This is a genomic window from Gordonia sp. NPDC003950, assembly GCF_053605205.1.
Map to the genome: position 1 here is coordinate 145,392 of NZ_JBSGIT010000002.1, position 24,961 is coordinate 170,352.

22 protein-coding genes, 1 tRNA gene and 2 riboswitches are annotated in these 24,961 nt (G+C 67.0%); of the genes, 8 read left to right on the top strand and 15 right to left on the bottom strand.

Going from position 1 to position 24,961, the window contains the following annotated elements; genetic code table 11:
• Positions 1–2 precede the first annotated feature (2 nt).
• Complete coding sequence (locus ACWETB_RS02385) at positions 3–824, bottom strand: SDR family oxidoreductase (protein ID WP_452209014.1); 822 nt, start codon at positions 822–824, stop codon at positions 3–5.
• A 209-nt stretch (positions 825–1,033) separates the two neighbouring features.
• On the opposite strand from ACWETB_RS02385, the gene ACWETB_RS02390 reads away from it, so the two are divergent.
• A complete protein-coding gene (locus ACWETB_RS02390) occupies positions 1,034–1,600 on the top strand; it encodes a hypothetical protein (RefSeq protein WP_452209016.1) in 567 nt (188 codons plus the stop codon).
• 119 nt (positions 1,601–1,719) lie between these two features.
• On the opposite strand, the gene ACWETB_RS02395 is transcribed toward ACWETB_RS02390, so the two are convergent.
• Positions 1,720–1,792 (bottom strand) — tRNA-Arg (locus ACWETB_RS02395).
• A gap of 551 nt (positions 1,793–2,343) precedes the next feature.
• Here ACWETB_RS02395 and ACWETB_RS02400 point away from each other — a divergent pair.
• A complete protein-coding gene (locus ACWETB_RS02400) occupies positions 2,344–3,036 on the top strand; it encodes a M24 family metallopeptidase (protein WP_452209018.1) in 693 nt (230 codons plus the stop codon).
• A 265-nt stretch (positions 3,037–3,301) separates the two neighbouring features.
• On the opposite strand, the gene ACWETB_RS02405 is transcribed toward ACWETB_RS02400, so the two are convergent.
• Positions 3,302–3,754: a MarR family winged helix-turn-helix transcriptional regulator gene (locus ACWETB_RS02405; RefSeq protein WP_452209020.1), complete on the bottom strand. Its 453-nt coding sequence runs from the start codon at positions 3,752–3,754 to the stop codon at positions 3,302–3,304.
• A 56-nt stretch (positions 3,755–3,810) separates the two neighbouring features.
• Between ACWETB_RS02405 and ACWETB_RS02410 the strand changes: the two genes are divergently transcribed.
• Positions 3,811–4,179 (top strand): cupin domain-containing protein, encoded by a 369-nt coding sequence (locus tag ACWETB_RS02410; protein WP_452209022.1) that lies wholly within the window; start codon positions 3,811–3,813, stop codon positions 4,177–4,179.
• A gap of 3 nt (positions 4,180–4,182) precedes the next feature.
• Here ACWETB_RS02410 and ACWETB_RS02415 read toward each other — a convergent pair whose 3' ends face one another.
• The 7 genes from ACWETB_RS02415 to ACWETB_RS02445 are packed head-to-tail and all read right to left on the bottom strand — an operon-like array spanning position 4,183 to position 12,968.
• Positions 4,183–5,550 carry an NtaA/DmoA family FMN-dependent monooxygenase gene (locus ACWETB_RS02415; protein WP_452209024.1) on the bottom strand — a complete coding sequence of 456 codons (1,368 nt, stop codon included), beginning with the start codon at positions 5,548–5,550 and terminating at the stop codon, positions 4,183–4,185.
• Positions 5,551–5,562: 12 nt separating this feature from the next.
• Positions 5,563–6,756 (bottom strand): LLM class flavin-dependent oxidoreductase, encoded by a 1,194-nt coding sequence (locus ACWETB_RS02420; RefSeq protein WP_452209026.1) that lies wholly within the window; start codon positions 6,754–6,756, stop codon positions 5,563–5,565.
• Entirely contained in the window at positions 6,749–8,320 is a 1,572-nt protein-coding gene (locus ACWETB_RS02425) for a dipeptide ABC transporter ATP-binding protein (RefSeq protein WP_452209028.1), read from the bottom strand. Before ACWETB_RS02425 ends, ACWETB_RS02420 begins: the two co-directional genes overlap by 8 nt.
• Positions 8,317–9,210, bottom strand: a complete 894-nt coding sequence (locus ACWETB_RS02430) for an ABC transporter permease (protein ID WP_449741913.1) — start codon at positions 9,208–9,210, stop codon at positions 8,317–8,319. The genes ACWETB_RS02425 and ACWETB_RS02430 overlap by 4 nt, the downstream gene beginning before the upstream one ends.
• Positions 9,203–10,198 (bottom strand): ABC transporter permease, encoded by a 996-nt coding sequence (locus tag ACWETB_RS02435; protein WP_452209211.1) that lies wholly within the window; start codon positions 10,196–10,198, stop codon positions 9,203–9,205. Before ACWETB_RS02435 ends, ACWETB_RS02430 begins: the two co-directional genes overlap by 8 nt.
• A gap of 8 nt (positions 10,199–10,206) precedes the next feature.
• A complete protein-coding gene (locus tag ACWETB_RS02440; protein ID WP_452209031.1) occupies positions 10,207–11,835 on the bottom strand; it encodes an ABC transporter substrate-binding protein in 1,629 nt (542 codons plus the stop codon).
• Positions 11,835–12,968, bottom strand: a complete 1,134-nt coding sequence (locus tag ACWETB_RS02445) for an LLM class flavin-dependent oxidoreductase (RefSeq protein WP_452209033.1) — start codon at positions 12,966–12,968, stop codon at positions 11,835–11,837. Before ACWETB_RS02445 ends, ACWETB_RS02440 begins: the two co-directional genes overlap by 1 nt.
• A gap of 6 nt (positions 12,969–12,974) precedes the next feature.
• A riboswitch (SAM riboswitch) is annotated at positions 12,975–13,058 on the bottom strand.
• 136 nt (positions 13,059–13,194) lie between these two features.
• A riboswitch (ZMP/ZTP riboswitch) is annotated at positions 13,195–13,274 on the top strand.
• A gap of 22 nt (positions 13,275–13,296) precedes the next feature.
• Here ACWETB_RS02445 and ACWETB_RS02450 point away from each other — a divergent pair.
• Positions 13,297–14,667 (top strand): NAD(P)/FAD-dependent oxidoreductase, encoded by a 1,371-nt coding sequence (locus ACWETB_RS02450; RefSeq protein ID WP_452209035.1) that lies wholly within the window; start codon positions 13,297–13,299, stop codon positions 14,665–14,667.
• Between the two features lie 4 nt (positions 14,668–14,671).
• On the opposite strand, the gene ACWETB_RS02455 is transcribed toward ACWETB_RS02450, so the two are convergent.
• Both ACWETB_RS02455 and ACWETB_RS02460 read right to left on the bottom strand, forming a co-directional pair.
• Positions 14,672–15,523: an SDR family NAD(P)-dependent oxidoreductase gene (locus ACWETB_RS02455; protein ID WP_452209038.1), complete on the bottom strand. Its 852-nt coding sequence runs from the start codon at positions 15,521–15,523 to the stop codon at positions 14,672–14,674.
• 4 nt (positions 15,524–15,527) lie between these two features.
• Positions 15,528–15,959: an SRPBCC family protein gene (locus tag ACWETB_RS02460; protein ID WP_452209040.1), complete on the bottom strand. Its 432-nt coding sequence runs from the start codon at positions 15,957–15,959 to the stop codon at positions 15,528–15,530.
• Between the two features lie 137 nt (positions 15,960–16,096).
• Between ACWETB_RS02460 and ACWETB_RS02465 the strand changes: the two genes are divergently transcribed.
• A complete protein-coding gene (locus ACWETB_RS02465; protein ID WP_452209042.1) occupies positions 16,097–16,660 on the top strand; it encodes a TetR/AcrR family transcriptional regulator in 564 nt (187 codons plus the stop codon).
• Here the strand turns inward: ACWETB_RS02465 and ACWETB_RS02470 are convergent.
• The 3 genes from ACWETB_RS02470 to ACWETB_RS02480 all read right to left on the bottom strand — a co-directional run bounded on the left by ACWETB_RS02470 (position 16,649) and on the right by ACWETB_RS02480 (position 19,492).
• Positions 16,649–18,259, bottom strand: a complete 1,611-nt coding sequence (locus ACWETB_RS02470) for a GMC oxidoreductase (RefSeq protein ID WP_452209044.1) — start codon at positions 18,257–18,259, stop codon at positions 16,649–16,651. The genes ACWETB_RS02465 and ACWETB_RS02470 overlap by 12 nt on opposite strands.
• 231 nt (positions 18,260–18,490) lie before the next feature.
• A complete protein-coding gene (locus ACWETB_RS02475) occupies positions 18,491–18,718 on the bottom strand; it encodes a hypothetical protein (RefSeq protein WP_452209046.1) in 228 nt (75 codons plus the stop codon).
• 315 nt (positions 18,719–19,033) lie between these two features.
• A complete protein-coding gene (locus ACWETB_RS02480) occupies positions 19,034–19,492 on the bottom strand; it encodes a MarR family winged helix-turn-helix transcriptional regulator (protein WP_452209213.1) in 459 nt (152 codons plus the stop codon).
• Between the two features lie 103 nt (positions 19,493–19,595).
• Here ACWETB_RS02480 and ACWETB_RS02485 point away from each other — a divergent pair, with 103 nt between their 5' ends.
• The 3 genes from ACWETB_RS02485 to ACWETB_RS02495 all read left to right on the top strand — a co-directional run bounded on the left by ACWETB_RS02485 (position 19,596) and on the right by ACWETB_RS02495 (position 24,758).
• The gene (locus ACWETB_RS02485) at positions 19,596–20,720 is read left to right on the top strand and encodes an FUSC family protein (protein WP_452209048.1); all 1,125 of its coding nucleotides are present in this window, start codon (positions 19,596–19,598) and stop codon (positions 20,718–20,720) included.
• 147 nt (positions 20,721–20,867) lie between these two features.
• Complete coding sequence (locus ACWETB_RS02490) at positions 20,868–23,039, top strand: glutamine synthetase III family protein (RefSeq protein ID WP_452209050.1); 2,172 nt, start codon at positions 20,868–20,870, stop codon at positions 23,037–23,039.
• Between the two features lie 87 nt (positions 23,040–23,126).
• Complete coding sequence (locus tag ACWETB_RS02495) at positions 23,127–24,758, top strand: PucR family transcriptional regulator (RefSeq protein ID WP_452209052.1); 1,632 nt, start codon at positions 23,127–23,129, stop codon at positions 24,756–24,758.
• Positions 24,759–24,961 lie beyond the last annotated feature (203 nt).

Sequence of the window (24,961 nt, forward strand, 5' to 3'; positions counted from 1 at the left end):
CCTTAGATCTTGACGCGCGGCAGGCCGTGTTTGCGCGCGGTGATGTCGAGGATCAATTGACGAGGTGCCAGGCGGCGCAGCAGAAAGACGATTCCGGCGCTGTTTCCCTTGGCGTAGAACGGCTTCGGATGCTCGGCGAGGGAGGCGTCGACGATGGTCGTGGCCATGGTCTCGGCGTCGATGCCCTGTTCCTCGTTGCGGCGGGTGGCCGCGGCGAGTGTCTGGTATTCCTGCGCATACGGTGAGCCGTCGGCGATGTGGATGCTGCGGCGGTCGCCGATCCCGGTGGCGATGGTGCCCGGTTCGACGCTGATCATCCGAATGCCGTACGGCGCAACCTCTCTGCGGGTGGCGAGGGCGAAGGCCTTGAGCGCCGACTTGGTGGCGGCGTAGTTGGAGCGGAAGGCGACCGGGAAGCTCGACAGCATGGACCCGACCATGACCACCGTGCCGTGGCGGCGCTCGCGCATACCGGGCAGCACCGCCTTGGTGATGGCGACGGGCCCGAAGACGTTGACGCGGAACAGATCTTCGATGGCACTCATCGTGGTGTCCTCAAGGGCACCGGCCTGTGATTCGCCGGCGTTGTTGATCAGGATGTCGACGGCGCCGACCTCGGCCACCGCCGCGGTCGCGGAATCGTAATCGGCATTGTCGAGCCGGACGTAGGTGACGCCGGGGATCGGGTCGGCCACCGTGTCGGGATGGCGGCTGGTTCCGTACACGCGGTGGCCGCGTGCGACCATCTGGCGGGCCACCTCGGCGCCGATGCCGCTGGTCGCGCCGGTGACGAGGACGGTGAGCGGAGCTGGTGTTGATGTCACCCGCCCACCGTATCGCCTAACCGAGCACCGATGACCGGGGTGGGAGATACGGCCCGCGCACCGCCTTCGCGTGATATCGAGCGTGGGACATCGCAACACGAATAATGCGGCAACCCAGACGTTTCCGTCGCCGATCGGCTCCTGCGCGTAACGAGTCCGACAGACCGGCTTATTAGCAAGTGAAAGGATTATCGAGACAGGAGAAGTTCATGAGTCACCCACGACGTACGTTTCGAGGCTGCCTTCTGGCGGCCGTCTCGGCAATCCTCATCGGCGTCGGCTTTGTGGCAGGTTCGCCCTCCGCGGCCGCTGCTCCGTCGACGGGCACCGTCAACGGTCTGAGTCCGTTCTGGGTGAAGCCCGAGTTGGCGCTGACGCGCGCCCAGGTCACCTACGATCCCGCTGCCGGCCACCTGCAGGTGACACTTACGCACCGAGTGGCTCGACCGCGTGGCGCGGAGCTGGGTGAGTCCATCGATGTCACCTCGACATCCAAGTACGCGATGTCGTCGACCGAAGCCGACGGCGTCCACATCTACAGTCACGTCGCCGCCAACGACACGCGGCAGACCTGGTTCTACATCACCAAGGATGGCCCACAAAGCGACCGCGGCCCGGTCACCGTGCAGGTGAACGGCGCGTCGACCACGTACACCATCGATTCACCCGACATCCGAGCACTCCCATTGCACTACATCTCCGCCCACACCGACGACGCGCAGGTCTGCGAGTCCTCGTGCATGCCCGGCGGAACCATCGACGAGCACCGATTCTGAGTGGAGTTGCGTGGGATCCGACGGAAGCCGGCAAGAGTGCCCGGCAAGAGTGCACTGTGCGCCTTCGTAGATCTTTTTCAAACCACACAGTGGGCGCACACCCGGCCGGAACATCACAGTGCCCCAGGCAGGATTCGAACCTGCGACCCTTCCTTTAGGAGAGGAATGCTCTATCCCCTGAGCTACTGAGGCGGGGACCGGGTGAAGTGATGGAGGAGTTCCCGCGATGTCGTGCTTTCGCGGAGCTTCTACCTGGTGTTTCTTCGTCCAGCCCATGTCGGTGACCGCGCGCGCTCCGGCTGCCGACGTGTGGAGTCTACGGCAGCCGGATATGGACATGGCAATACACCTCACGCCGGTGAGGTGACGCCCTCACAACCAGCCAACGCTCCCGCGCATTCGAATCGCGACAGGTCGAGCATTCGGTCGGTCATCTCCCGCGACTGGCGCCACGCGCTCCCTACCCTGGGCACCATCACGAACGTCGAGCGCACCCAGCATCTCGCCGCGGTCGGCGTAGCGACGATAGATGGTCGTGCGGGCGACTCCCGACGCGGCGGCTGCAGTCCCCGCAGGAGGCGCCGGCTCGGCCCCGCCGGCCGCGGACACCACCCACGAGGCGGCAGCGGCCCGCGCCTTGTCGCCACGGACCGTGCCCTGCCCGCCGCAGCCCGTCGGCACGACACCCCGCCCACCCGCGCCGCCGAATTCACCCGACCGCTCGCCCGTGCGACCATGACTGTGTGACGACCCCCGAAACCGAACGCGCGGCACGCCTGCTCGATGCGCAGGCCAAGGCGGAGAGCCTGTTCCAGGAGGTTACCGACCGCGGCATGATCCGGGCCGGCGTCACCGAGCGTGAACTCTCGAACGAGATCCGCGACCTCGCCGCCGATATGTTCGGCGTCACCCGCCACTGGCACAAACGCATCGTTCGGGCCGGCGAGAACACCCTGGAGACCTACCGGGCCAATCCCCCCGACCGGGTCATCGCCGACGACGAGATCGCCTTCCTCGATTTCGGACCGATCTTCGAGGAGTGGGAAGCCGATTTCGGGCGCACCTTCGTTCTCGGCGACGATCCGGCCAAACATGCCCTGGCCCAGGCGCTTCCCACCATATGGACGGCCGGCCGCGAGTTCTTCCGGATCACTCCGGATATCACCGGCGCTCAACTGTTCGACCACGTCGTCGCGCTGAGCGAGGACGCCGGCTTCATCTTCGGAGGTCAGATCGCCGGACATCTCGTCGGCGAGTTCCCCCACGAGACCATCGACGCCGCCGAGATCGAGAGTTACATCGCCCCCGGTTCCGACGGGCCGATGCGCCGAACGGACAAGCGCGGCAACATGTGCCATTGGATTCTCGAGGTTCACCTGGTGACCACCGACCGCCGGTTCGGCGGATTTTACGAGGAACTTCTCGACCTTCCCTGACGAATACCCAAGCAGTGTGGACTGTTCGCATTTCTATGGCTGGCATCTCAGCCATGCCGACATCCCGGACCGTCTCCACCGATGCCGATTCCCCCGACCATTACGACGTCGTCGTCATCGGATCCGGTTTCTGCGGTTCGGTCGCGGCCCTGCGGCTCACCGAGAAGGGCTAGCGCGTCGCCGCCCTCGAGGCCCGCCGACGCTTCGCCGACGACGAGTTCGGCGGCGCGGGTCCGGAACGTCACACACGGGCTGATCGCGCTCCTCACCATGACGGGCGGGGTGAGGCACCCTCGCCGAGGATGCGTAATGCGTCGACGACCACGCGCGTGGCGGCCTCGCCGATGACGGCGGTCAGCGCCGAGATCTCCGCCGCGGCGGCCGCACCGGCCAGCCGCATCACCGACTCGCCCCGATCGGTCAGTTCGATCAGTCGCGCCCGGCGGTCACTCGGATGCGCCGTCCGCACGACGTACCCGTTCGATTCCAGCGCCTCGACGATGGCCGCCGCCGACTGCTTGGTCATCCCGAGGTGCCGGGCGATGTCGTTGATCGATGCCCCGCCGCCGGCGATCCGGGCGAAGACCAGCCCGTGGACGGGACGCAGCCCGTGGTGACCGGCCTCGACGACGCGACGGTTGATGCGTTCGTTCACCCCGGACTCCGCCTGCATCAGCAAGAACGGCAGCATCGGTTCGACCGACGGAACACTTGACATATGGACAGTCTAGCTGTCCTATAAAGACAGTCACACTGTCTATCTGGGAGTCCGGCATGCCGCTCATCGATTCGCCCCGCCACCACGACCTGCACGGGGCCACCTTCAGCAGTTACGTCTGCCCGTCCACCGGGAGTCGCGAACTGTGCGCCTGGCGGACGACGCTGGGCCCCGCTCAGCCCGGAGCCGACCACCGCGTCGACCACGAGGAGGTGTTCCTGGTACTCGCCGGCACTCCACGGATCACGCTGGACGGCCTGGTCACCCACGCCCACGTCGGTGACGTGGTGTTTGTGCCCGCGGGAAGCTCTGTCCGCCTGGACAATCCGGGAGCAGACGAATGCCAGGTGTGGGTGTCCGCGCCCGTGGGGCTGACGGCGACCACCGCGCAGGGGCAGCGGATCATCCCGCCGTGGACGTTGTGAGCGTCACGACGCCGCTCGGCCGGCGTCGGCTACCCGATCCAGTCCCAAGTGCTCGCGCAGGGTCGTCCCGACGTATTCGGTGCGGAAACTGCCCCGCTCCTGCAGTAGCGGAACCACCTCGTCCACAAACCGATCCAGACCGCCCGGGGTGATGTGCGGGACGAGGATGAAACCGTCGCTGACGTCGTTCTGCACGAATCGATCGATCGTGTCGGCCACGGTCCGAGCACTGCCCACGAACGCCTGCCGTCCGGTCACCTCGATGATGAGTTCGCGGATGGACCACCCGTGGGACTGCGCGCGTTCCCGCCACTCGCGGGCCGTCTCGAGCGGGTCGCGGTAGGAGCGCACGCTGGCCCGGCCGCGCGCAACGGTGTGCTCACCGAGGTCGGGGTCGATGTCGGGCAGTGGCCCGTCGGGATCGACGTCGGAGAGGTCGCGATTCCACACCTGTTCCAGGAAGCGGATCGCGGTGGCCCCACTGACCTGGGCCAGTCGCACCTCGTGCGCCAACTCGGCGGCCTCGGCGTCGGTGTCACCGAGGACGAAGGTGGCCGCCGGCAGGATGAGCAGTTGCTCGCGGCGACGCCCGTACTTCGACAGCCGTGATTTCACGTCCTGGTAGAACTTCTGTCCTTCGTCGAATGCACTGTGCCGGGAGAAGATGGCGTCGGCCTTCGCGGCGGCGAACTCGCGGCCTTCCTCGGAGTCACCGGCCTGGAAGATCACCGGGCGCCCCTGCGGACTGCGCGGCACAGCGAACTGGCCGGCGATGTCGAATTGCTCTCCGGTGTGGACGAATTCACCGACGTCGCCGTCACGCAGGAATCGGCCGGATTCCTTGTCGGCGACAATCTCGTCACCACGCCACGATCCCCAGAGTTCGACGGCGGTGTCGAGGAACTCCTTGGCGCGTGAATACCGTTGCGTGCTCGCCAGATAGCCGCCGCGACGGAAGTTCTCACCGGTGAACTCATCCCAGGAGGTGACGACATTCCACGCGGCCCGCCCGGCGGTCAGGTGATCGAGACTGGCGAATTGCCGCGCCACCTCGTACGGCTCGTTGAAGGTGGAGTTGATGGTGCCGGTGAACCCGAGTCGCCCGGTCACCGCGCCGAGTGCGGCGAGGATCGAGAAGGTGTCGGGTCGTCCGACGACGTCGAGATCGTAGATCAGGCCGTTCTGCTCGCGCAGTCGCAGCCCTTCGGCGAGGAACAGGAAGTCGAACCTGCCGCGTTCGGCAGTCTGCGCGAAGTGCCGGAAGGACTCGAATTCGATGTGGCTGCCCGCCGTCGGGTCGCTCCACACGGTGGTGTTGTTGACGCCCGGAAAGTGGGCGGCGAGATGGATCTCCTTGCGTGGCGTGGTCATGGCGCTCTCCGATCAGGCTGCGTAGCGATTGGCGGGTCGAGCAAGGCCGAGGTGGCCGCGGAGTGTCGGGGCGGTGTAGCGATCCCGGAATCGGCCGCGACGCACCAATTCCCGGGTGAGGTCGCGGCTGATAGCGAGCAGATCGTCGGGCAGTACCGCGGGCCGCAACCGCACCCCGGCAAGGGCCTGGCCGCCGTCGCCGCGCGGCACCCACTCCTCGATGAGATCGGCAAGTCCGGCTGGGGTGCCGACGAAGATCCGCGCGTCACTGACGAATTCGCTCCCGGCCAGATCATCGAGATGCGCTTGCCGCGCTGCGGCGGCCGCATCCGTCTCCGCGAGGATGACCGTCAGGTCCGCGAAGACCCGCACCGGAGGATCGCCGCCGGACGCGCGTTGGGTGGCAGCGATCTCGGCCACCGACGCGACGGCTTCCGCGGCCGAGTTCGGGGTGATGAATCCGATGTCGGCCGACGCCCCGATCAGAGCGTAGGCGGCACTGTTGTGCCCAAGGATCGCGATCGGAGGTGCCCCTTGAGGCGGCCGTGGCGTGATCGCGGGACCACGCACGCGGAAGTACTCACCTTCGAAGTCAATGTAGTGCAGCTTGTCCCGGTCGATGAACCGGCCGGTCGCCACGTCACGGATCTCGGCGTCGTCCTCCCACGAATCCCACAGGCGCCGAAGGACCTCGGCGTGGTCGCGGGCCTCGGTGAACAGCGCGTCGACGACCACCGGATCGAGGTCACCGGGCACCAGGTCCGGCAGGGTACGGCGGCCGAAGAGTCCCGCATCGGCGGCGCTGCCGTCGACCCGCAACTGCACGCCCGCACGCCCGGAACTGACAAAGTCCAGTGTCGCAACCGCTTTGGATGTGTGGAAAGGTTCGGTGTGGGTGGTGATCGCGGTCGGGAGGATACCGATCGCCCGCGTCGTCGGGGCAATCCGATTGGCGATGAGCACGGCGTCGAGCCGGCCCCGTACCCGGTCGGTACGTCGGTCCGGGACGAACGGATGATCACGCTGCAGACCGAGTCCGTCATCGATGGTGACGAAGTTGAGCACTCCGGCCTCGGCCTCGCCCACCAGGTCCGCCCAGTAGCCGCCGGTGAGCAGTTCGGTGGGCCGCGCGGCCGGTTCGCGCCACGCCCCCGGATGCCATCCGGCATCGGCAAGGGCGACGGCGAGGTGGATGTGATCAGCCATGAGTGGCCTCCGTGGGGCGATGGGCGCGACCCTCTCCGGGGATGGCCGCGATGAGTTGGCGGGTGTAGTCGTGACGTGGATCGCCGAAGATGTCTGCGACGTCGCCCTCTTCGACGATGTCACCGGCCCGCATGACCGCGACGCGGTGACTGATCTGACGGACGACCGCCAGATCGTGGGAGATGAACAGATACCCGATGCCGTGGTCGCGTTGCAGGTCGGCGAGCAATGCCAGCACCTGCGCCTGCACGGTGACGTCGAGCGCGGACACCGGTTCGTCCAGAATCAGCAGGCGCGGTGTGGTGGCCAGTGCCCGGGCGATCGCCACCCGCTGACGCTGGCCGCCGGACAGCGCGGTCGGGCGACGGGTGGCCAGAGCCGGATCCAGCGCCACCGCGATCAGCAGTTCCCGCACCCGGCGATCTCGTTCGGCGCGCGGTGTCCGGCCCAGCGGCTCGGCGATGATCTGCGCCACCGTCAGTTTCGGGTTCATCGCGGCGTAGGGATTCTGATAGACGAACCCCACGTCACCGCGTCGGTCACCCACCTCGATCCGGCCGGCGTCATTCGATTCGAGGCCGGCCAGGATTCTCGCGGTGGTGGTCTTGCCCGACCCGCTCTCCCCGACGAGCGCGAGCGTCTCCCCGGACCGCACCCGCAGCGAGACGTCGTTCACGGCCGCGATCCGACCGGCGCGCCCGACCCGGAAGGTCTTCGAGACATGTTCTGCGCGTGCGACGATCGGCGCCTCCGGCGGTATCGGGGCGACCAGCCGTCGCGACGTGAGCCCGGGCGCATCGGCGATCAGGCGTCGGGTGTATCCGTGCTGCGGATCACCGAGGATCTGCTGTGCCGTACCGGTTTCGACGATACGTCCGCCCGCCATCACGATGATGCGGTCGGCACGGTCGGCGGCGACGCCGATGTCGTGTGTGATCAGCAGCAGTGCCGTCACCCCACTGCTCGTCCGCTCCTCGAGATGATCGAGGATGCGTCGTTGCACCGTGACATCGAGCGCGCTGGTCGGCTCGTCGGCGATGATCAACTCCGGTTCGCAGGCCGCGGCGATGGCGATCAGCACGCGTTGCCGTTGTCCGCCGGAGAGCTGGTGCGGGAGTTGACCGTAGCGTAGTTCGGCATCGTGGAGGCCGGCCTCCACGAGATGCTCGACGGCGTGCGCACGGGCGGTCCTGCGTGCAGCACGACCATGAATCCGCAACACCTCGGCGACTTGATCACCCACCGGATGTACGGGATTGAGCGCGGTGCCGGGGTCCTGGGGAACGAAACCGATACGTGCCCCGCGGATCCGGTTGAGGGCCCGCACCGACAGGCCGTCGATCCGATCGCCGGTCAACTCTACGCGTCCCGACGCGGATGCGTTGCGCGGCAGCAACCCGATGATGGAGTGGGCCAGCGTCGATTTGCCGGACCCGGATTCCCCCACCACCGCCACGGTCTCGCCCGGTTCGATCCTCAGGTCGACCCCGGCGACGGCGTCGGTCTCGGAATGGTCGACCCGATAGCGCACCCGCAGATCCGACACTGTCAGTAGCGTGCTCATCGCTGTTCTCCCTCGGCGATGCGGTGGCCGATGGTGTGCGCGGCGAGCACGACCGCGACAATCGCCAACCCCGGCAGGGTGGTCATCCACCACGCGGTGGCCAGATAGTTGCGGCCTTCGGAGATCAACGAACCCCACTCCGGAGCCGGTGGGGTGGCTCCGAACCCGAGGAACGACAGGGAGGAGATCAGCAGGATCGCCATGCCGAATTCGGCTGCGGCCAGCGCGAGTACGGGAGCATACGAGTTGCGCAGCACGTGACGGCCGAGGATCACCGGTCGCGGCACCCCGAACGCCCGGGCGGCCTCCACGTACGGTGCATGACGCACCCGTAACACCTCGGCCCGCATGACGCGCGCGAATCCCGCGATGAGCACCACCGCGACGGCGATGGCGACCTTGGTGGTGCCGAATCCGAGTGCGGCGATGATCGCGAGTGCCAACAGCAGTTGCGGAATCGCGAGCATCACGTCGATGGCGCGCATGATCACACCGTCGGTGAGATCACCCGCGGTGCCGGCGATCAACCCGAGCAGGGCACCGATCGCCAGTGCGATCGCGACGGCGGAGACCGTGGCGGTCAGCGACAACGCCGCGCCGTGGACGAATCGCGTGTAAACATCCCGACCAAGATTGTCGGTGCCGAACCAGTGCTCGGCACTCGGCGCCCGGAGCTTGTCGGCGGGCACCGCGAGGAGTGGATCGCCATCGGCGAACACCGATGGTACGACCGCGAATCCGAGTGCCAGCGCGATCACGGCCACGCTCAGGACCGTGGTGGCGTTGCGGCGCAACCACACCCCGATCGCGTCGGGGCGCGCACGCCAGACCGGCCACGACCACGACGACGCGGACGACACCGAGGACGGGGCACTGGACTGCTCAGACATTGACCACCTCACGTGGGCTGCGATCGTCGACGGACGCGGTGGTCGGTGTCGGGGCGGACCGCCTCACCACTCGAGGATCGATGAACGGATAGGCGATGTCCACCAGCAGGTTCACGGTGACGAAGACCGCGGCGGAGAACGTCACCAGGGCAAGGACCAGCGGGATATCTTGCGCCAGAACGGCACTCTGAGCGAGCTTGCCGACGCCGGGCCGGGAGAAGACGGTCTCCACGACCACCGCACCGCCGAGGAGGTTGCCCACCACGACACCGGCCACGGTCAACGCGGGCAAGGAGGCGATCCGCAGGATGTGGTGGGTGATGACCCGAATCCGACTCGCCCCCTTGGCGGTCGCCGTCTGCACGAATGGCTCGGCATCCGTGGCGCTCATGCTCGTGGCCAGAACCTGACCGATGACTCCGGCATACGGGATCGCCAGGGTGACCACGGGCAGGACCAGTGAACCGGACCGGGTGTCACCGAACGCCGGCAACCAGGCGAGCCGAAAAGCGAAGATCTGCAGCAGGATCAGACCGACCCAGAACGTGGGCAGGGCCACGACCAGCGGTGGGACCGACAGCAGTGCGCGCCGCAGCCCTGACCACGAGGTGTAGGTGGCGGTGACGGCCAATCCCACGCCGAGACACACGGCGAGCAGCACCGAGGTGAGTGTCAGGGCGACGGTGCTCGGCAGTGCGTCGGCGATGACCGCGGTGACCGGCCGGCCCTGAGAGATCGACACACCGAAGTCACCGTGGACCGCGCCGGTCAACGCCGACCAATACTGCTGCCCCACCGACTGATTCAGGCCGTAGCGGGCCCTGAGGGCCTCGACCGCCGCCGGATCCACCGGTGTCGACGCATCGCCCGAGGTGGCGATGGCCACCGGATCGGACGGCAGCAGAATCAGGATGACGAACGCCACGGTGAATGCCGCCCACAGCACCCCGAGGGCGGAGAGCAACCGGATTCCGAGATAACGCAGCATCGTCGCGTTCACCGCCCGGACAACCACGTGTCGTGGAACTGCAACCGCGACGAGGCGTCGAACGTCACCTGATGGGTGGTGGCCGCGGCACCGATGGCCTGCGACAACTCGATGGTCGGGACGAACAATCCGTTGTCGAGGATCTGTTGTTGTGCGGTCGCGAGGTGGACATTGCGTTGCGCGGTGTCGGTGGTGGACTGTTCCCCGGCCAGGGCCACATCGAGAGCGGGAATCGGTCCGCGCCGGTTCAGGTTTCGTCCGGTGAGCCCGAACTGGGTGCGCAGGATGTCGCCGTCGGCACGGGTCACATTGTAGTAGACCGCGTCGTAGTCACCGGAGTTCTGCCGGACCGTGGCCGTGGCCGCCGGCACGACGTCGAGTTTCAGTTCGACGCCCACATTCTTCAGTTGCTGCTGGACGAGTTCGAGGATGGCCTGGTTGCCGGCGAACACCGGACTGTAGAGCACCGAGAAGCTCAGGCGTTGTCCGTCCTTGGTCCGGATTCCATCGGCGCCGGCCCTCCAGCCGGCGTCCTCGAGAATCTTCTTCGCCGTGTCCGGCTGAAAGCGCAACTCGGCCGAGGAGTCCGAGTATCCGGGGGTGTTGGACGCCAGGACTCCGGTGGCGGGATGGAAGTCGTCGTCGAGGACGGTGGTCACCAACTCCTGCCGGTTGATCGCCGGCAGCAGTGCGCGCCGCACCGCGGCGTCGGCGAGGACACCACGGGATACGTTGGGCTGCAACCCGAACGGTACACCCGGGTTCACCGCGGTGAGGACCTGTCCACCGGCCGCGGTGATCTGCGGCTTGTCGTTGGGCAGGGCGTCGCTGATCGCGTCGAGCTGCCCGGAGGCGAGCGATCCGGTGCGCACCCCGGACTCCCCGATCACCGTGAAGTCGATGCCGTCGACGTAGGCGTCACCGGCGTGACCGAATACCGACGATCCCCAGCGGTATCCGGTGCGTTTGCGCAGTGACGCCGACTTGCCTTGCGCCCAGCCCGAATACACGAACGGTCCTGATCCGATGTTGGTGCCCTGGCACCTCTCCTCCGGCGTTGCGGCGACGGTGGTGTCGGACTGAATCCCCAACTGTGGAGTCGAGGTGGCCTGCAGGAACTGCGCATTGGGGGCACCGAACGCCACCCGCGCGGTCAGCGGAGCGACGACGGTGGTGCCGGCGTATCCGCCGAGGTAGGTCGCCGCCAACGGTGCCTTGGCCGCGCCGAGCGGCCCGACGATGGCGTCGAAGTTCTCCTTGACGGATTCGGCGGTGAGCGGGGTGCCGTCGCTGAAGGTGACACCGGGCTTGAGGTGGAAGGTGAAGGTCCGCGCATCCGGGCTCACCTCCCAGCTCTGGGCGAGCCAGGGCTTGAGTTTGCCATCACCCGGGTCCTGATCGGTGAGTGAATCGACGACCTGCCGGGTGACATAGATCGTCTGGTTGGTGCCGCTCTGGGCCGGGTCCGAGCATGTGGGGGCGTCGGAGAGTCCGTAGCGCAGGGTGCCTCCCGGCACCGGCGGTCCGGCGTCGTCGGAGCCCGAGGACCCAGAACCGCAGGCGGTGAGCACACCGGCCACGGCCACCACGGCGAGTGTGGAGACGGCCGGTTTCGCAGTGACAGCGATGCGCTTCATCAGATCAGCCCCCACGCCTTGGCGAGCAGCTCATGCGACCTCAGCCGGTCAGCATGGTCATGGGTGACCGAGGTGATGACGAGTTCGTCGGCGTCGGTGAGGCGCCCGAGTGCAGCGAGCCGCTGCACGACGGTGTCGGGTGAGCCGACGAACTGGGTCTCGAGCCGATCGGCGACCAGTGCCAGCTCGTCGGCGGGCAGCGGCTGCGCCGTCGCCGGGTCGGGGTACTCGATGGCGCCGTGGCCGGTGCGGATGCTGTGCACCCACCGCCCGTAGCCGTTGGCCAGATGCCGCGCGGTGTCGTCGTCGTCGGCCACCACCACGTCGGCGGACACCACCACATAGGGTTCGTCCAACACCGACGACGGGCGGAACGCCTGCCGGTACGCCGCGACCGCTTCGCGGGTGGTGCCGGGGCTGACGTGGTAGTTGGCCGCGAACGGGAGTCCGCGGGCACCGGCGACGTGAGCGCTCTGCCCCTTGCTGCTGCCGAAGATCCACACCTGCACGTCGGCTCCCTCACCCGGAACCGCATGCAGCTGCTGACCCGACGGACTGGTGTAGGTGCCGTCGAGGAGCGACAGGATGTCGTCGACCTGCTCGTCGAAGTGCGGTGGCTGCGCACCCGGCTGCGTCAACACCTCGAAGCTGCGTGCGAGAGGCGAATGTGCCAGTAGCGCAGTCACATCGACAGGTTCAGGGATCACCACCCCGTCGACGAGCCGACTCGCGCTCGGTGCGGGAATCGCGACCGGGCCCGCGGGTGTTGCCACCGCCTCAGCGCGTCGCTGTCCGGATCGGCCGAGCCCCAGATCGATTCGGCCCGGGTGGAACACGTCGAGCATCCCGAAGGACTCGGCCACCGACACCGCCGTCGTCTGCCCGACCTGCACCGCCGCCGACCCGACGCGGATCGATCGGGTCGCGGCCGCGATCTGACCGATGAGCAACGCCGGCACCGAACTCGCGACGGCCGCGAAATGGTGTTCGGCCACCCAGTAGCGGTGGTACCCCCACTGCTCGGCGTGCTGCGCAAGATTGATCGTATTGTGCAGCGCAGCAGCAGGATCGGCACCCTCGCTGATCGGTGCGAGATCGAGCACCGACAGCGGGGCATGGTCACGAAACGTCACGGGGGTCTCCCATCGATCCCGGCGTTAGCACCCTGGGGCGGGTTGCTGCGACGTCGACGAGCCGGGTCTCTCGGTCGCTCCAGATGGTCGATTCACCGTAGGCCCGTGATGTTGAGACAGGCAAAGAGAATGTCGAGACGGGCGCCGTCCACGCCCGAATGCGGCGACGATTATCTCGCGCCGAAGAATTTAAATCGGCCTCGCCACCGGTTGCTCGATGGGCTATCGTCGGTTGTGCGACTGGCGCAGCCGGAGTCCACCGGCAAGGAGCACCGTTTCCCGACATCGTCCGCCTGGGTGTCGATTCCATACCAGAAGGAAACGTGCCATGACCCAGCGCGTACCGGTTACCGGCGGCAGGACCCGCCGGCACCATGTCGTCATCATCGGATCGGGGTTCGGCGGGCTGGCCGCCGCTCGTCGACTCGAGCATGCCGACGTCGACATCACCCTGATTGCACGCACGACTCATCATCTGTTCCAGCCGTTGCTGTACCAGGTCGCCACCGGGGTGATCTCACAGGGCCAGATCGCACCGCCGGTGCGGGTGATTCTTCGCAACCAACGGAATGTGACGGTGGCCCTGGGCGATGTCGAGGCCATCGACCTGGAGAATCGTGCGGTGACCTCGCGCATGCTCGGACGTGTCACCACCACTCGGTACGACAGTCTGATCATTGCCGCCGGTGCGGGCCAATCCTATTTCGGCAACGACCATTTCGCGGAGTTCGCGCCGGGCCTCAAGACCGTCGACGACGCACTCGAGTTGCGCGGCCGCATCCTCGGGGCGTTCGAGCAGGCCGAACTGTCCACCGACCCGATCGAGCGTGATCGCCTGCTGACGTTCGTGGTGATCGGAGCCGGGGCCACCGGGGTCGAGATGGCCGGTCAGATCGCGGAGATGGCCGGCACGACGCTGCGCGGCGCCTTCCGGTCCATCGACTCGACGCAGGCCAAGGTGATCCTGCTCGACGCCGCACCGGCGGTGTTGCCGCCGTTCGGTGAACGGTTGGGTTCCCGGGCCGAGAAGCATTTGCGCGCACTGGGAGTCGATGTGCAACTCGGTGCGATGGTCGTGGACATGGACTACGACGGACTCGTGGTGCGCCATGCCGACGGTTCGACGCGTCGCATCGAGAGTCAGTGCAAGGTGTGGTCGGCGGGGGTTGCGGCCAGTCCGCTCGGCCGACAGCTCGCCGAGCAGTGCGGGGTGGAACTCGACCGCGCGGGTCGGGTGCGCGTCGAACCCGACCTGACCATCCCCGGCCATGCCGAGGTGTTCGTGATCGGTGACATGATGGCCGTCGACGGCGTCCCCGGTCAGGCCCCGGCCGCCAATCAGTCCGGGCGGTACGCCGCCGACGCCGTCGTCGCCCGGATCAATGGCACCTACCGCGACCGAAAGCCGTTCGCCTACTGGGACAAGGGGTCGATGGCGACCGTCGCCCGGCACTGCGCGGTCGCACGGGTACCCATCCCGGGCACCTCACGGGCCGTCGAGTTCTCCGGCTTCTTCGCCTGGCTGGGGTGGCTGTTCCTGCATTTGCTGTACCTGGTGGGATTCCGCAATCGGTTCATCACGTTCATCGACTGGACCCTGGCCTTCACCTCCCGCAACCGTGATCAGTTGGCGGTCACCGAGCAACAGGTGTTCGCGCGGGCGGCGATCGATCGGCTGTCACACGACCTCGCGGCCTGATCTCTCAGGTGATGGAGCCCATCGCGCGGTCCGCGGTGGGTGCCGAGAGGTAATCGAGGACCGGCAGCACCGTCCGCAGGGCGGCGGGAGCAATGCGTTCGGGCCGGTGGGTGATCGCCCGGACGATCCAATTCGCCGCCTCGTCCACCGACAGTGCCGCCACATCGTCGTATTCGGTTGTCGGCGAGATCATCTCGGTCCGCACCAGCGGATAGTAGATACTGGTGGCACGCACTCCGGGATGGGGTCGTTCGGCGTTGAGACTGCGGCCGAATATCGACAGCGCATTCTTCGACGCCGCGTAGGCGGAGAACCGCGGGAAGGTTCCGGCCATCAGTCCCCACGTGCAGACGTTGACGATCTGGCCGTGACCGCGCTCGACCATGCCGGGCAGCAGTCCCAGGCTCAGTTGGACGGCGGCGAAGTAGTTGATCGCCATGGTGCGGCGGTAGTCGTGGAGCCGGTCGGTGGAATCGATGATGGACCGCCGGATCGACCGGCCGGCATTGTTCACGAGGACGTCGATCTCCCGCCCGGACAGCTCACCGAGCAGCCGGTCGGTGTCGGCCTCGTCGGACAGGTCGGCCATCAGGTAGTCGCAGCCGGTCTCGTCGGCCAGCGAGGCCAACTCCGCCTCGCGGCGCGCCACGGCGATCACCTGCGCCCCGCGGGCGGTGAGTTGCTGCGTGGCCACCCGGCCGATGCCGGCCGACGCGCCGGTCAGCACCACCCGCAGGCCGGCGACGTCTCGTCCCCGACCGGTGAGGGTGTCCTCGATGACGGAGGGCAGCATCGTCCGACGCTGCATGATCTCAAAAACCGTCGCCGACACGGCGCCAGGCGAGAGGGAGACCATCGAATCACTCCAATTCGTCGCGCAGTTTCTTCTCCGTGTACTTGACGGCCTGGGCCGCGAACGGCTCCATGATCGCGCCCAGCGCTCGGCCGGGCAGCCCACCGGGCAGGATGTACTCGAATTCGGCATGGACCTCGGTGCCGCCGTCGGTATCGCGGAACCTCCACGCGGTGTTGGCCTGGAACCCGTCAATCGCCTTGAGCACGATCAACTCGTGTTCTACCCACTCGATCGTCTCGACGACCGACTTCAGGGTCTTCGGCCCGGCCTTCAACTCGACGTCGAAGACCGACCCCACACCGCTGGTGACCTCGGTGGTCGGCGCGAACTTGTGCACCCCGAACATGTACTCGGGCACGTTGGTGTAGTCGTTGATGTACTCGAACACCGCAGCGCGCGGCACGGAGATCTGGGACGAATGCCTGACAACGCCCATGACGGACCCTCCTGTCGGTTCGCCGAGGCGCACGGCACGTGCGCCGGCTCACGCGCCACACTACGCACTGAGACAATGGCCGACGGTATGTACCCCGTCACGGCCTTCGGTCGCCGCCATCCGAGCCATAATGACGTATGCGATCGCGAGGCAAGATCATCGAGGCAACGCTCGACCTGATCTCCACCGAGGGCTTCGCAGCCGCCAGCATCGCTGCGGTCGCCACGAAGGCCGGCGTGTCCCGGCAGACGGTGTACTCGATCTTCGGTTCCCGCGAGGACATGGTGTCCCAGGCCATGGGCGAACTCGCCATCTCCGCCATGCGCGAGATCCACGATCGGCTCGAGGGCATCACCGACTTCGGTGACTTCCTGATCGAGTTCATCATCGCGGGTCGTTCGATGGCCATCGCCGACCCGGCCCTGTCGGTGTTGCTGAACTCGCAGGAAAGTCACCCGTTCTTCGACGAAGGCGCGATGGCACGCACCCGGGAGGTGGCCGCGGAGATCCTGCGACCGGCCCTCGCCGACCAACCCGAGTACCGACCGCACTTCGCCGACATCGTCGACATGACCGCACTGTTGAGCGTCTCGCTCGTCGCCGTCGACGACGGCCAGCGATCCGACGACGAGCTGCGCGCCTTTCTCGCCCGCTGGTTGCGACCTGCCCTCGATGCGATGTCACAACCCTCAGATGACTGATCCGACGTCAGTGGTGACGATGCGGTCCAGCGCCCGCTCGGCGATGGCCGCGATCGTCATCGACGGGTTGCACGCCGCGGAGTTGCCCGGCATGAGCGCGCCGTCGACCACATAGAGCCCTCGCTGTCCCAGGACGCGTCCGTCGAGATCACAGACGGACCCCATGTTCGCGCCGCCCACCGGATGCCACGTCGACGGCACGATCGCATTGGTATCGACGAGTGTCGATCCGGGACCGGCGATCCGGGTGGCGGCCGGATGCAGGTGGCGGGTCTGGATCGATGCGTCGCCCTCGTGCGGCCAACGCAGGACCGCCTGGTGTCGCGCTGAGTCATAGATGAAGTGACCGCGAGCGTTGCTCACCCCGTAGCCGACCATCATCGTGCTGTGCGCATCCACCGGCAGCGGCGGGATGGATGCCTGGATGAGAGTGACGGCGTTCGCCGGATCGGACCAGTTCAGACTGCTGTAGACCACCGGACCGCCTTGTGTCGCACCGAAATCCGACGTCGGACTGTTCCAGATGTAGATCCGGTCGGCGTTGGTCCCCCACCCCTGCCCCACCGCGTCGGGCAGGTCGCCGACGGCACCGGTCGCCCTGGCGCGCATCAACATTCGCGTGGTGTTCATGCTTCCGGCGGCCAGGATCAGCGCACCGGTCGTCAGTACCCTGGTCTCCAGGACGCGTCCGGTCTCGTCGGTTCGGTGCACCTCGACGACCCAACGCCCGTCGCGCGCCCGCCGAATGTCGGTGACGTCGTGCAGAGTTCGGACGTCAAGCAATCCGGTGCGTTCGGCCTGCGCGATGTAGGTGACGTCGACGCTGTGTTTGCCGCCGTTGTTGACGCCGATGGCCCCGCTACCGTCGGTGTAGGCCGGACGCATCTTTCCGGCCAGTTCGGCGAGGGCGTAGTCCCAGTCGATGGGCATCGGGATCTTCTGGACGGGCAGCCCGGCGCGGCGGGCGTGGGCGGCGAATTCCCTTGCGGCACGATAATTCGGACTCCGAATCAGCGAGTCGGGCGCCACCGCGGCGCCGAGCATTCTGGCGACCCGGGGGTAGTAGATGGTGTCCATCGCACGCCAGTCGATGCCCGAGGGGAAGTGCGAGGTGAACACGGACTCGATCGGCTTGAGCGTCATGCCTTGATACACAAGCGATCCGCCACCGAGCCCGGCCGCGACCATGACGGTCATGTTCTCGTCGCCGATCGACTCGAAGAGACCGACATAGGGATCGACCGACAGCGGCCTGCCGAACACCTGCGGGGTGGACTGGTGCCAGAGGATGCGCTTGTCCGGGTTGGTCGCGTTCGGGAAGGTGGTGGCGTTGGGTCCGGTCACCCAGCGTCGACCGCGTTCGAGGAGTGTCACCGGCACACCGGCGGAGGTGAGGCGCAGTGCCGCGACCCCACCGCCGAATCCGGACCCGATCACGACGACGCGATGTTCTTCGCTGGTGACGGGGGTGGCGCGGGTCGGCGCACCGAAACCGCGGCCGACGCCGGCAGTCGCAGCCACGACACCGGCGACACCCGCGGATGCGGCACCGATCAGCAATCCGCGGCGCGACACCGACGATGTGACGAGTGATGACATCAAGAAGATCCCCCTGGGAGTCGACGCACCGCACGAGGGCGCACGTGACATGAACAAGTCGACGTGAACGATGAACATGAAACCCGCTGTACGACAAGTCAATACGACGTCAGCAACGGAACGTCCCGCACCGCGCCCGGCCGGGAAACAACGCCCCCAAACTAGACACCTCGAGTGGTATGTGTCAATGTCTGACGTTGATATGACCTGCGACACACCCCCAGGGCCTGGTCACACCGCCCAGGCCGCCGCAATCGCTGTGCGCGCCTCGTCGATCTCGCCACGGCAGAATTCCGCGTCGACCTGGTCGTCGACACGATCGAGAGCACCATGGATGAGCTCGAGATGGGTCAGCACATCGGCACGGACATCGGGTTCGACCGCCGCGACACCGAGCCGGCGGATGATGAGGATCGCCGCGGTCATCGCGATCGGATGGCCGATCGCAGAGGTGCGCACCGCCCCGAACACGTCGTCGATGAGTGTGTCGGCGGGTGTTCGGTCAGCGACAATCGGGGCACCACCGGCCGCAGGGTCCCGTCCTCGCCTCGGCGACCCAGTTGCGGTGCGCGGCGCCGGGCCAACAGCACCAACAACGCCGCGAGTTCGTCGAGGGCGTTATGGGCGGTGTACGAGCCGCGAACCGTACCTTCCGGTCGACGGCAACGAGAATCTGGGCCAGTGCGATCCCGGCGACATCGGCACGAGCCAGAAGGCGTCACGCAGTTGCGCCGGACGTAGCCTGCCCACCGACACTTCTCTCACCCCCCGCACTCATTCCCCCAGTGTCATCGAAATCTTCCGCAACAGTTCGGCGAGCACGCTCCGCTCCGCACCACTGAGCACCGACAACACCCGCCGGTCGTCGCCCAGCCGTTGGGGAAGTTCCGCGTCGACGAGGCGCCGCCCCTCCTCGGTGGCCACGAGTAGCACGACGCGTCCGTCCCGATCGGATTTGCGGCGTTCGAGCAGGCCCCGGCGAGAAAGACTGTCACTGATCTTGGTGACCGACGCCCCGCTGAGCATTGTCGTCGACACCACCTCGCTCGCGCGCAGCGGACGAGTGGCACGGACGAGTGCGCCGAGGACGTCGAACTCCGAGCGGCTGATCCCGTGTGCCTCGAGGTTGCGATCGAGCTGGGCACTGGTCACCGAGGCGATCCGCTGCACCCGCCCGAGGATCTCGATCGGTGAGACATCCAGATCGGGATAGGCCGCCGCCCACTCGCCCATGATGCGGTCCACCAGATCCGACGGGTGGGCGGCATCTTCGGTCACCTCGCCATCGTAGTGGCCATCATTTATTTCATTAGTAAAATAGTGATAAACTAGTTCCATGGCGTCCACTGTTCATCCCCTGCAACACCCCGTATCCCACCGCCGCACCGCCCTTCGGCATGCGGTGAGCGCCCAGGCGTGGCGCGATGCGATACGAGTCGACCTGAGCCGAGCGGGCGTGGCCGCTCCGATCCGCGTGGGGATCGCCGTCGGGGTCGTCCTGGTCGCCGGGGGAGCACTCGGACACCGTGACACCGCAGGCCTCGCCGCCCTCGGCGCGCTGGTGTCGGCGTTCTGCCGCCCGGACCCCTACCCCGTTCGCGCGACTCGACTGGTGACCCTCGGTGTCGCGATCACCGGGGCCATCGCCGTGGGTGCGACGCTCGGCGCGTCGTCGGCACCCCTGGTCGTGGAGATCGTCGTCATCTCCCTGCTGGCCGGCGTGGCGTCCTATCTGGTCTCGGCACTGCACATCGTCGGCCCGGGCGCGGTCATCCTGGTGTTCGCCGCGACCGGTGCGGCCGGCTTCGCCCACGATGCCGCCGACGTGGGACGAGCCGTCACCGCCACCGTGGTCGGTGCTGTCATCGGCATCGCCGCGGCGTTGGCGCCCTGGTTGTTGCGGTCGGCCCGCTCCACCACCGCGCCCGACTCGGCCACGCGCGAATCCCTGTGGCGCAGCCTGGTCGGCGGCCGTTCCGCTGTCGGGCACCGTCACCTGCTGGTGATCGCCGGGCGGATGACGACGGCATCGGCCATCTCCGCGGCGATCGCGGCCGGGGTCGGATTGGCGCATCCGATGTGGGCGGCGATGGGGGCGATCGCCGCGATGCAGGGGGTCTCGTATCACCACACGGTGAGCCGCGGGTTCGCCCGACTCCTCGGCAACGTCGCCGGTGCCGTGATCGCGGCGGCGTTGCTGGCATTGCCGCTGGGATACTGGGGTGCGGTCGCCGCGATCATTGTCTTCCAGACCCTCGCGGAGATCTTCTCCACGGTGAACTACGCCTTGTGTTCAACGGCGGTGACACCGATGGCGCTGCTGCTGACCGGACTGGGCGCCGGACTGTCGCCGCAGATGGCACTCGACCGCGTCGGCGATACGGTGATCGGCATCGTGCTCGGCATCGTCGTCGCGGCCATCACCATCACGCCGGCCGATCTGACCCGTCCGGCCCAGTGAACTGAGTTTTCACGGGCGTCACATTCACGCAACGATGCGGGTACCTGCCACTCATAGCGTCGTATCGCTCGACCAACGTCCCGGTCAATGTGATCAGCGCACCGTCAAGCGCTTACGCGCCGGGGACCCACACCCCAGGAGTATTGAATGAGTGGCAGCATGTCGCGCCGTCAGGCCATCGAGGCCGTGACCACCTACGAGATGGATACCGAAGGCTTCGATGAGCCGTTGGCCGGCACTTTCGGGCGCAACGTCTTCAGCCTGTCGGTGATGAAGTCTCGTCTCCCCAAGCATGTGTTCAAGGCCGTTGCGGCCACCATCGACAAGGGCGCACCGCTCGATCCGACCCTGGCCGACTACGTCGCCTCCGCAATGAAGGACTGGGCGATGGAGAAGGGGGCGTCGCACTACGCACACGTCTTCTACCCGCTGACCGGCTTCACCGCAGAGAAGCACGACTCCTTCCTGGAGCCCGACGGCGCGGACGGTTCGCTGGCCGAGTTCCAGGGCAAAACGCTGCTGCAGGGTGAGCCCGACGCGTCGTCGTTCCCCAACGGCGGTCTGCGCGGCACCTTCGAGGCACGCGGCTACACCGGTTGGGACGTCACCAGCCCCGCCTACATCCTGGAGAACAAGAACGGGAACACCCTGTGCATCCCGACGATCTTCATCTCGTGGACCGGTGAGGCCCTCGACAAGAAAACGCCGCTGCTGCGCAGCCAGCAGGCGATGAGCAAGCAGGCCATGCGTCTGCTCAAGCTCTTCGGCCACGACGACGTCGACACCGTGGTGTCCTTCGCCGGCCCCGAGCAGGAGTACTTCCTGATCGACCGCCACTTCTACTTCGCGCGCCCCGACCTGATGACCACCAACCGCACCCTGTTCGGCGCCAAGCCGTCCAAGGGCCAGGAGTTCGACGACCACTACTTCGGCGCGATTCCCGACCGCGTGCTGGCCTTCATGATCGAGCTGGACCGGGAGCTGTTCAAGCTCGCCATCCCGTCGAAGACCCGCCACAACGAGGTCGCGCCGGGACAGTTCGAGATCGCCCCGGTCTTCGAGCGGTCCAACATCTCCCACGATCACCAGCAGCTCATGATGACGACCATCAAGAAGGTCGCCGAGCGCTACGGCATGGTCGCGTTGCTGCACGAGAAGCCCTTCGCCGGCGTCAACGGTTCGGGCAAGCACGTCAACTTCTCGCTGGGCAACTCCAACCAGGGCAATCTGCTGCTGCCGGGCGACACCCCGCACGACAACGTGCAGTTCCTGGTGTTCTGCGCCGCCATCATCCGCGGTGTGCACAAGTACAGCGGGCTGCTGCGCAGCTCGATCGCCTCGGCCTCCAACGATCACCGTCTCGGTGCCAACGAGGCCCCGCCGGCGATCATCTCGATCTTCCTCGGCGCGCAGCTGGCCGACGTGTTCGATCAGATCGCCAAGGGTGGTGCCAAGGAGAGCAAGCAGGCCGGCGTCATCGAGCTCGGTGTCGACACCCTGCCGCCGCTCAAGGCCGATGCCGGCGACCGCAATCGCACCAGCCCGTTCGCCTTCACCGGCAACCGCTTCGAGTTCCGCGCACCCGGCTCCAACCAGTCGATCGCCGACCCGATGATCGCGATCAACGCGATCCTGGCCGAGTCCCTCGACTACGTCTCGACCTACCTGGAGAAGGCGATCGGAGACGGCGCCGAGTTCAACGACGCGGTGCAGAAGCTGCTCGAGGAGATCATCACCGAGCACGGCAAGGTGGTCTTCAACGGCGACGGATACTCCGACGCCTGGCAGGAAGAGGCGCAAGCCCGCGGTCTGCTCAACCTGCGCACCACCGTCGACGCGATGGCCCAGCTCGACGAGCCGGCGAATATCGAACTGCTGAGCAAGTACGGCATTCTCTCCGAGCGGGAACTCAAGGCGCGCAAGGACGTTGTGCTGGAGCAGTACGCACTGGCACTGCTGGTGGAGGCCAAGGAGACCCTGGAGATCGCCAAGACTCTCATCCTGCCTGCCGCCACGCGGTACATGGGTGAGCTCGCGAGCACCGCGGCCAGCCTGAAGGCCGCAGGCATCGACATGGAGACCCCCGCGTTGAACACCATGACCACCTCGGTCAAGGCGCTCAACAAGGTGATGGACGCCCTCGAGGAGGCCATCGACGGATTCCACGGCGAGGGTGTCGAGGAGGAGTCGGAGTACGCACTGAAGTCGCTGATCCCGGCGATGACCGCGGTCCGTGAGGTCGCCGACAAGCTCGAGACCGTCGTCGCCGACGATCTGTGGCCGCTGCCCACCTACAACGAGATGCTCACCATCCTCTGAGCCACTCTGCAGCCCTGACGGCGTCCGCCGGGATCACTTCCCGGCGGACTCCGCTCTTTTGTCTGTACGGACAGTATCTTTGTCGACATGGACAAAGGCGGGATCGGCTTGGGGCAGTTGGTACTCGCACTCGACCGCACCCTGGTGTCGCTGGATGCGGCGCCCCGCGGCCTCGATGTCCCCATCGACTCCGTCTCGTTGCTCGATCCCGACGATCTCCATCTCCCGTTGCGGGCCTCGACCCGCTCCGCCGATCTGTTCCTGTTGGTCGGGGCCACACCGGAGGCCCTGATCGCCTGGCTGTCGACCTATGACAGCGCCCGTCCGGCCGCGGTGATGATCAAGTCCCCCACCCCCGAACTCACCGCGCATCTGACCGATCTCGGTGTCGCCGTGGTCTCCGTGGACCCGCACGCACGGTGGGAGCGCGCCTACAACCTGGTGACCCACGTGGTCGGGGCCGCGACCACGCCATCCGCCGACGCCGAATCCATGCGGTCGGGCACCGTCGGCGATCTGTTCGACCTCGCCGCAGAGGTCGCCCGCCGCACCCACGGGCTGGTGAGCATCGAGGACGATCATTCCCACGTTCTGGCCTACAGCAGCACCGGGGACGAGGCCGACGAGCTCCGGCGATTGTCCATCCTGGGACGCGAGGGGCCGCCGGATATGCTTGCGTGGCTTCGGCAGTGGGGTGTGATGGATGCGCTGCGCACCACCACCGAGGTGGTGTCCGTCGACGAACGGGCGGACCTCGCACTGCGCCCCCGACTCGCAGTCGGCATCCGCGCCCCACACGAGGACCAGATCCACGGAGAACACCTGGGCACCATGTGGATTCAGCAGGGACGTGAGCCGCTGTCCGACGACGCCGCCGAGGTGCTGACCGGTGCCGCCGCCGTGGCCGCCCGGATCATCGTCCGACGCCGCAACGCCGGAACCGGACACGACGAGTTGGTGCGGCGTCTGCTCGGGGCCCGCGGCGATGTCGTCGATGTCCCGTATCTCTGTGCGCAACTCGGCATCTCGCCGTCCTTGAGTGTGGTCGTGGTGGCGTTCGACGGGTTGTCCGGCGCCGAGGCCGACGCGGGGGCACCACTCTCGGCGGCGGGTGTGGTGTCGGCATTGACCTTGCACGCCAGTGCATTCAGCCCGCTGTCGGTGACCACCACGCTTGCCGGCCGCGCCTACGTCGTGCTCCCCGGTACCACACTGGACGCCACCGTCGACTGGGCCACCTCGGCCGTCACCGCGGCGCACCGGCAGTTCGGCGTCGATGCCCGAGCGGTGATCGCGGGACCGGGAACCGAGGTCGCGAGCGTGTCGAGTCTTCGCGCCCAGGCCGACCGGGTACTCGACGCCGCGCACCGCGAGGCCGGACTGATCCACCCGGTGACGACGGTGAGTGAGTCGAAAACCGGTGTGCTCCTCGGTGAGATCATCGCCCTCATCGAGTCGAATCCGGAACTGATCGACTCGCGGGTGATCGATCTCGCCGAGCGTGATCGCCGATCGGGTGGCGACCTGACGATCTCACTGCGGGCATACCTCGACCATTTCGGCGACGTCCGCGCCGCCGCCGACGCACTCCACGTGCACCCCAACACGTTGCGCTACCGCATGCGACGCATCCAGGAACTCACCGGAATGGATCTCGACGATCCCGCCACCCGATTGGTGGTCGCCCTGACCCTCCGCGCGAGCATGGCATCGCGGTAGGCGCCGATCACCCCGGTGAGCCTGCTTCTCGAACAGTCCCCGGAGGCCAGTTGGTCCTGGTGGAGAAGCTGGGCGCTACAGCATCCAGGTTCCCCAACACGCCCCTACGTCGGTGCCCCTACGTCGGTGCCCCAACGTCGGGGCCGAACGCGCGCGCACAACCCAGCCGCGGCGATACTTGTCCGATCGGACAACAACAGACG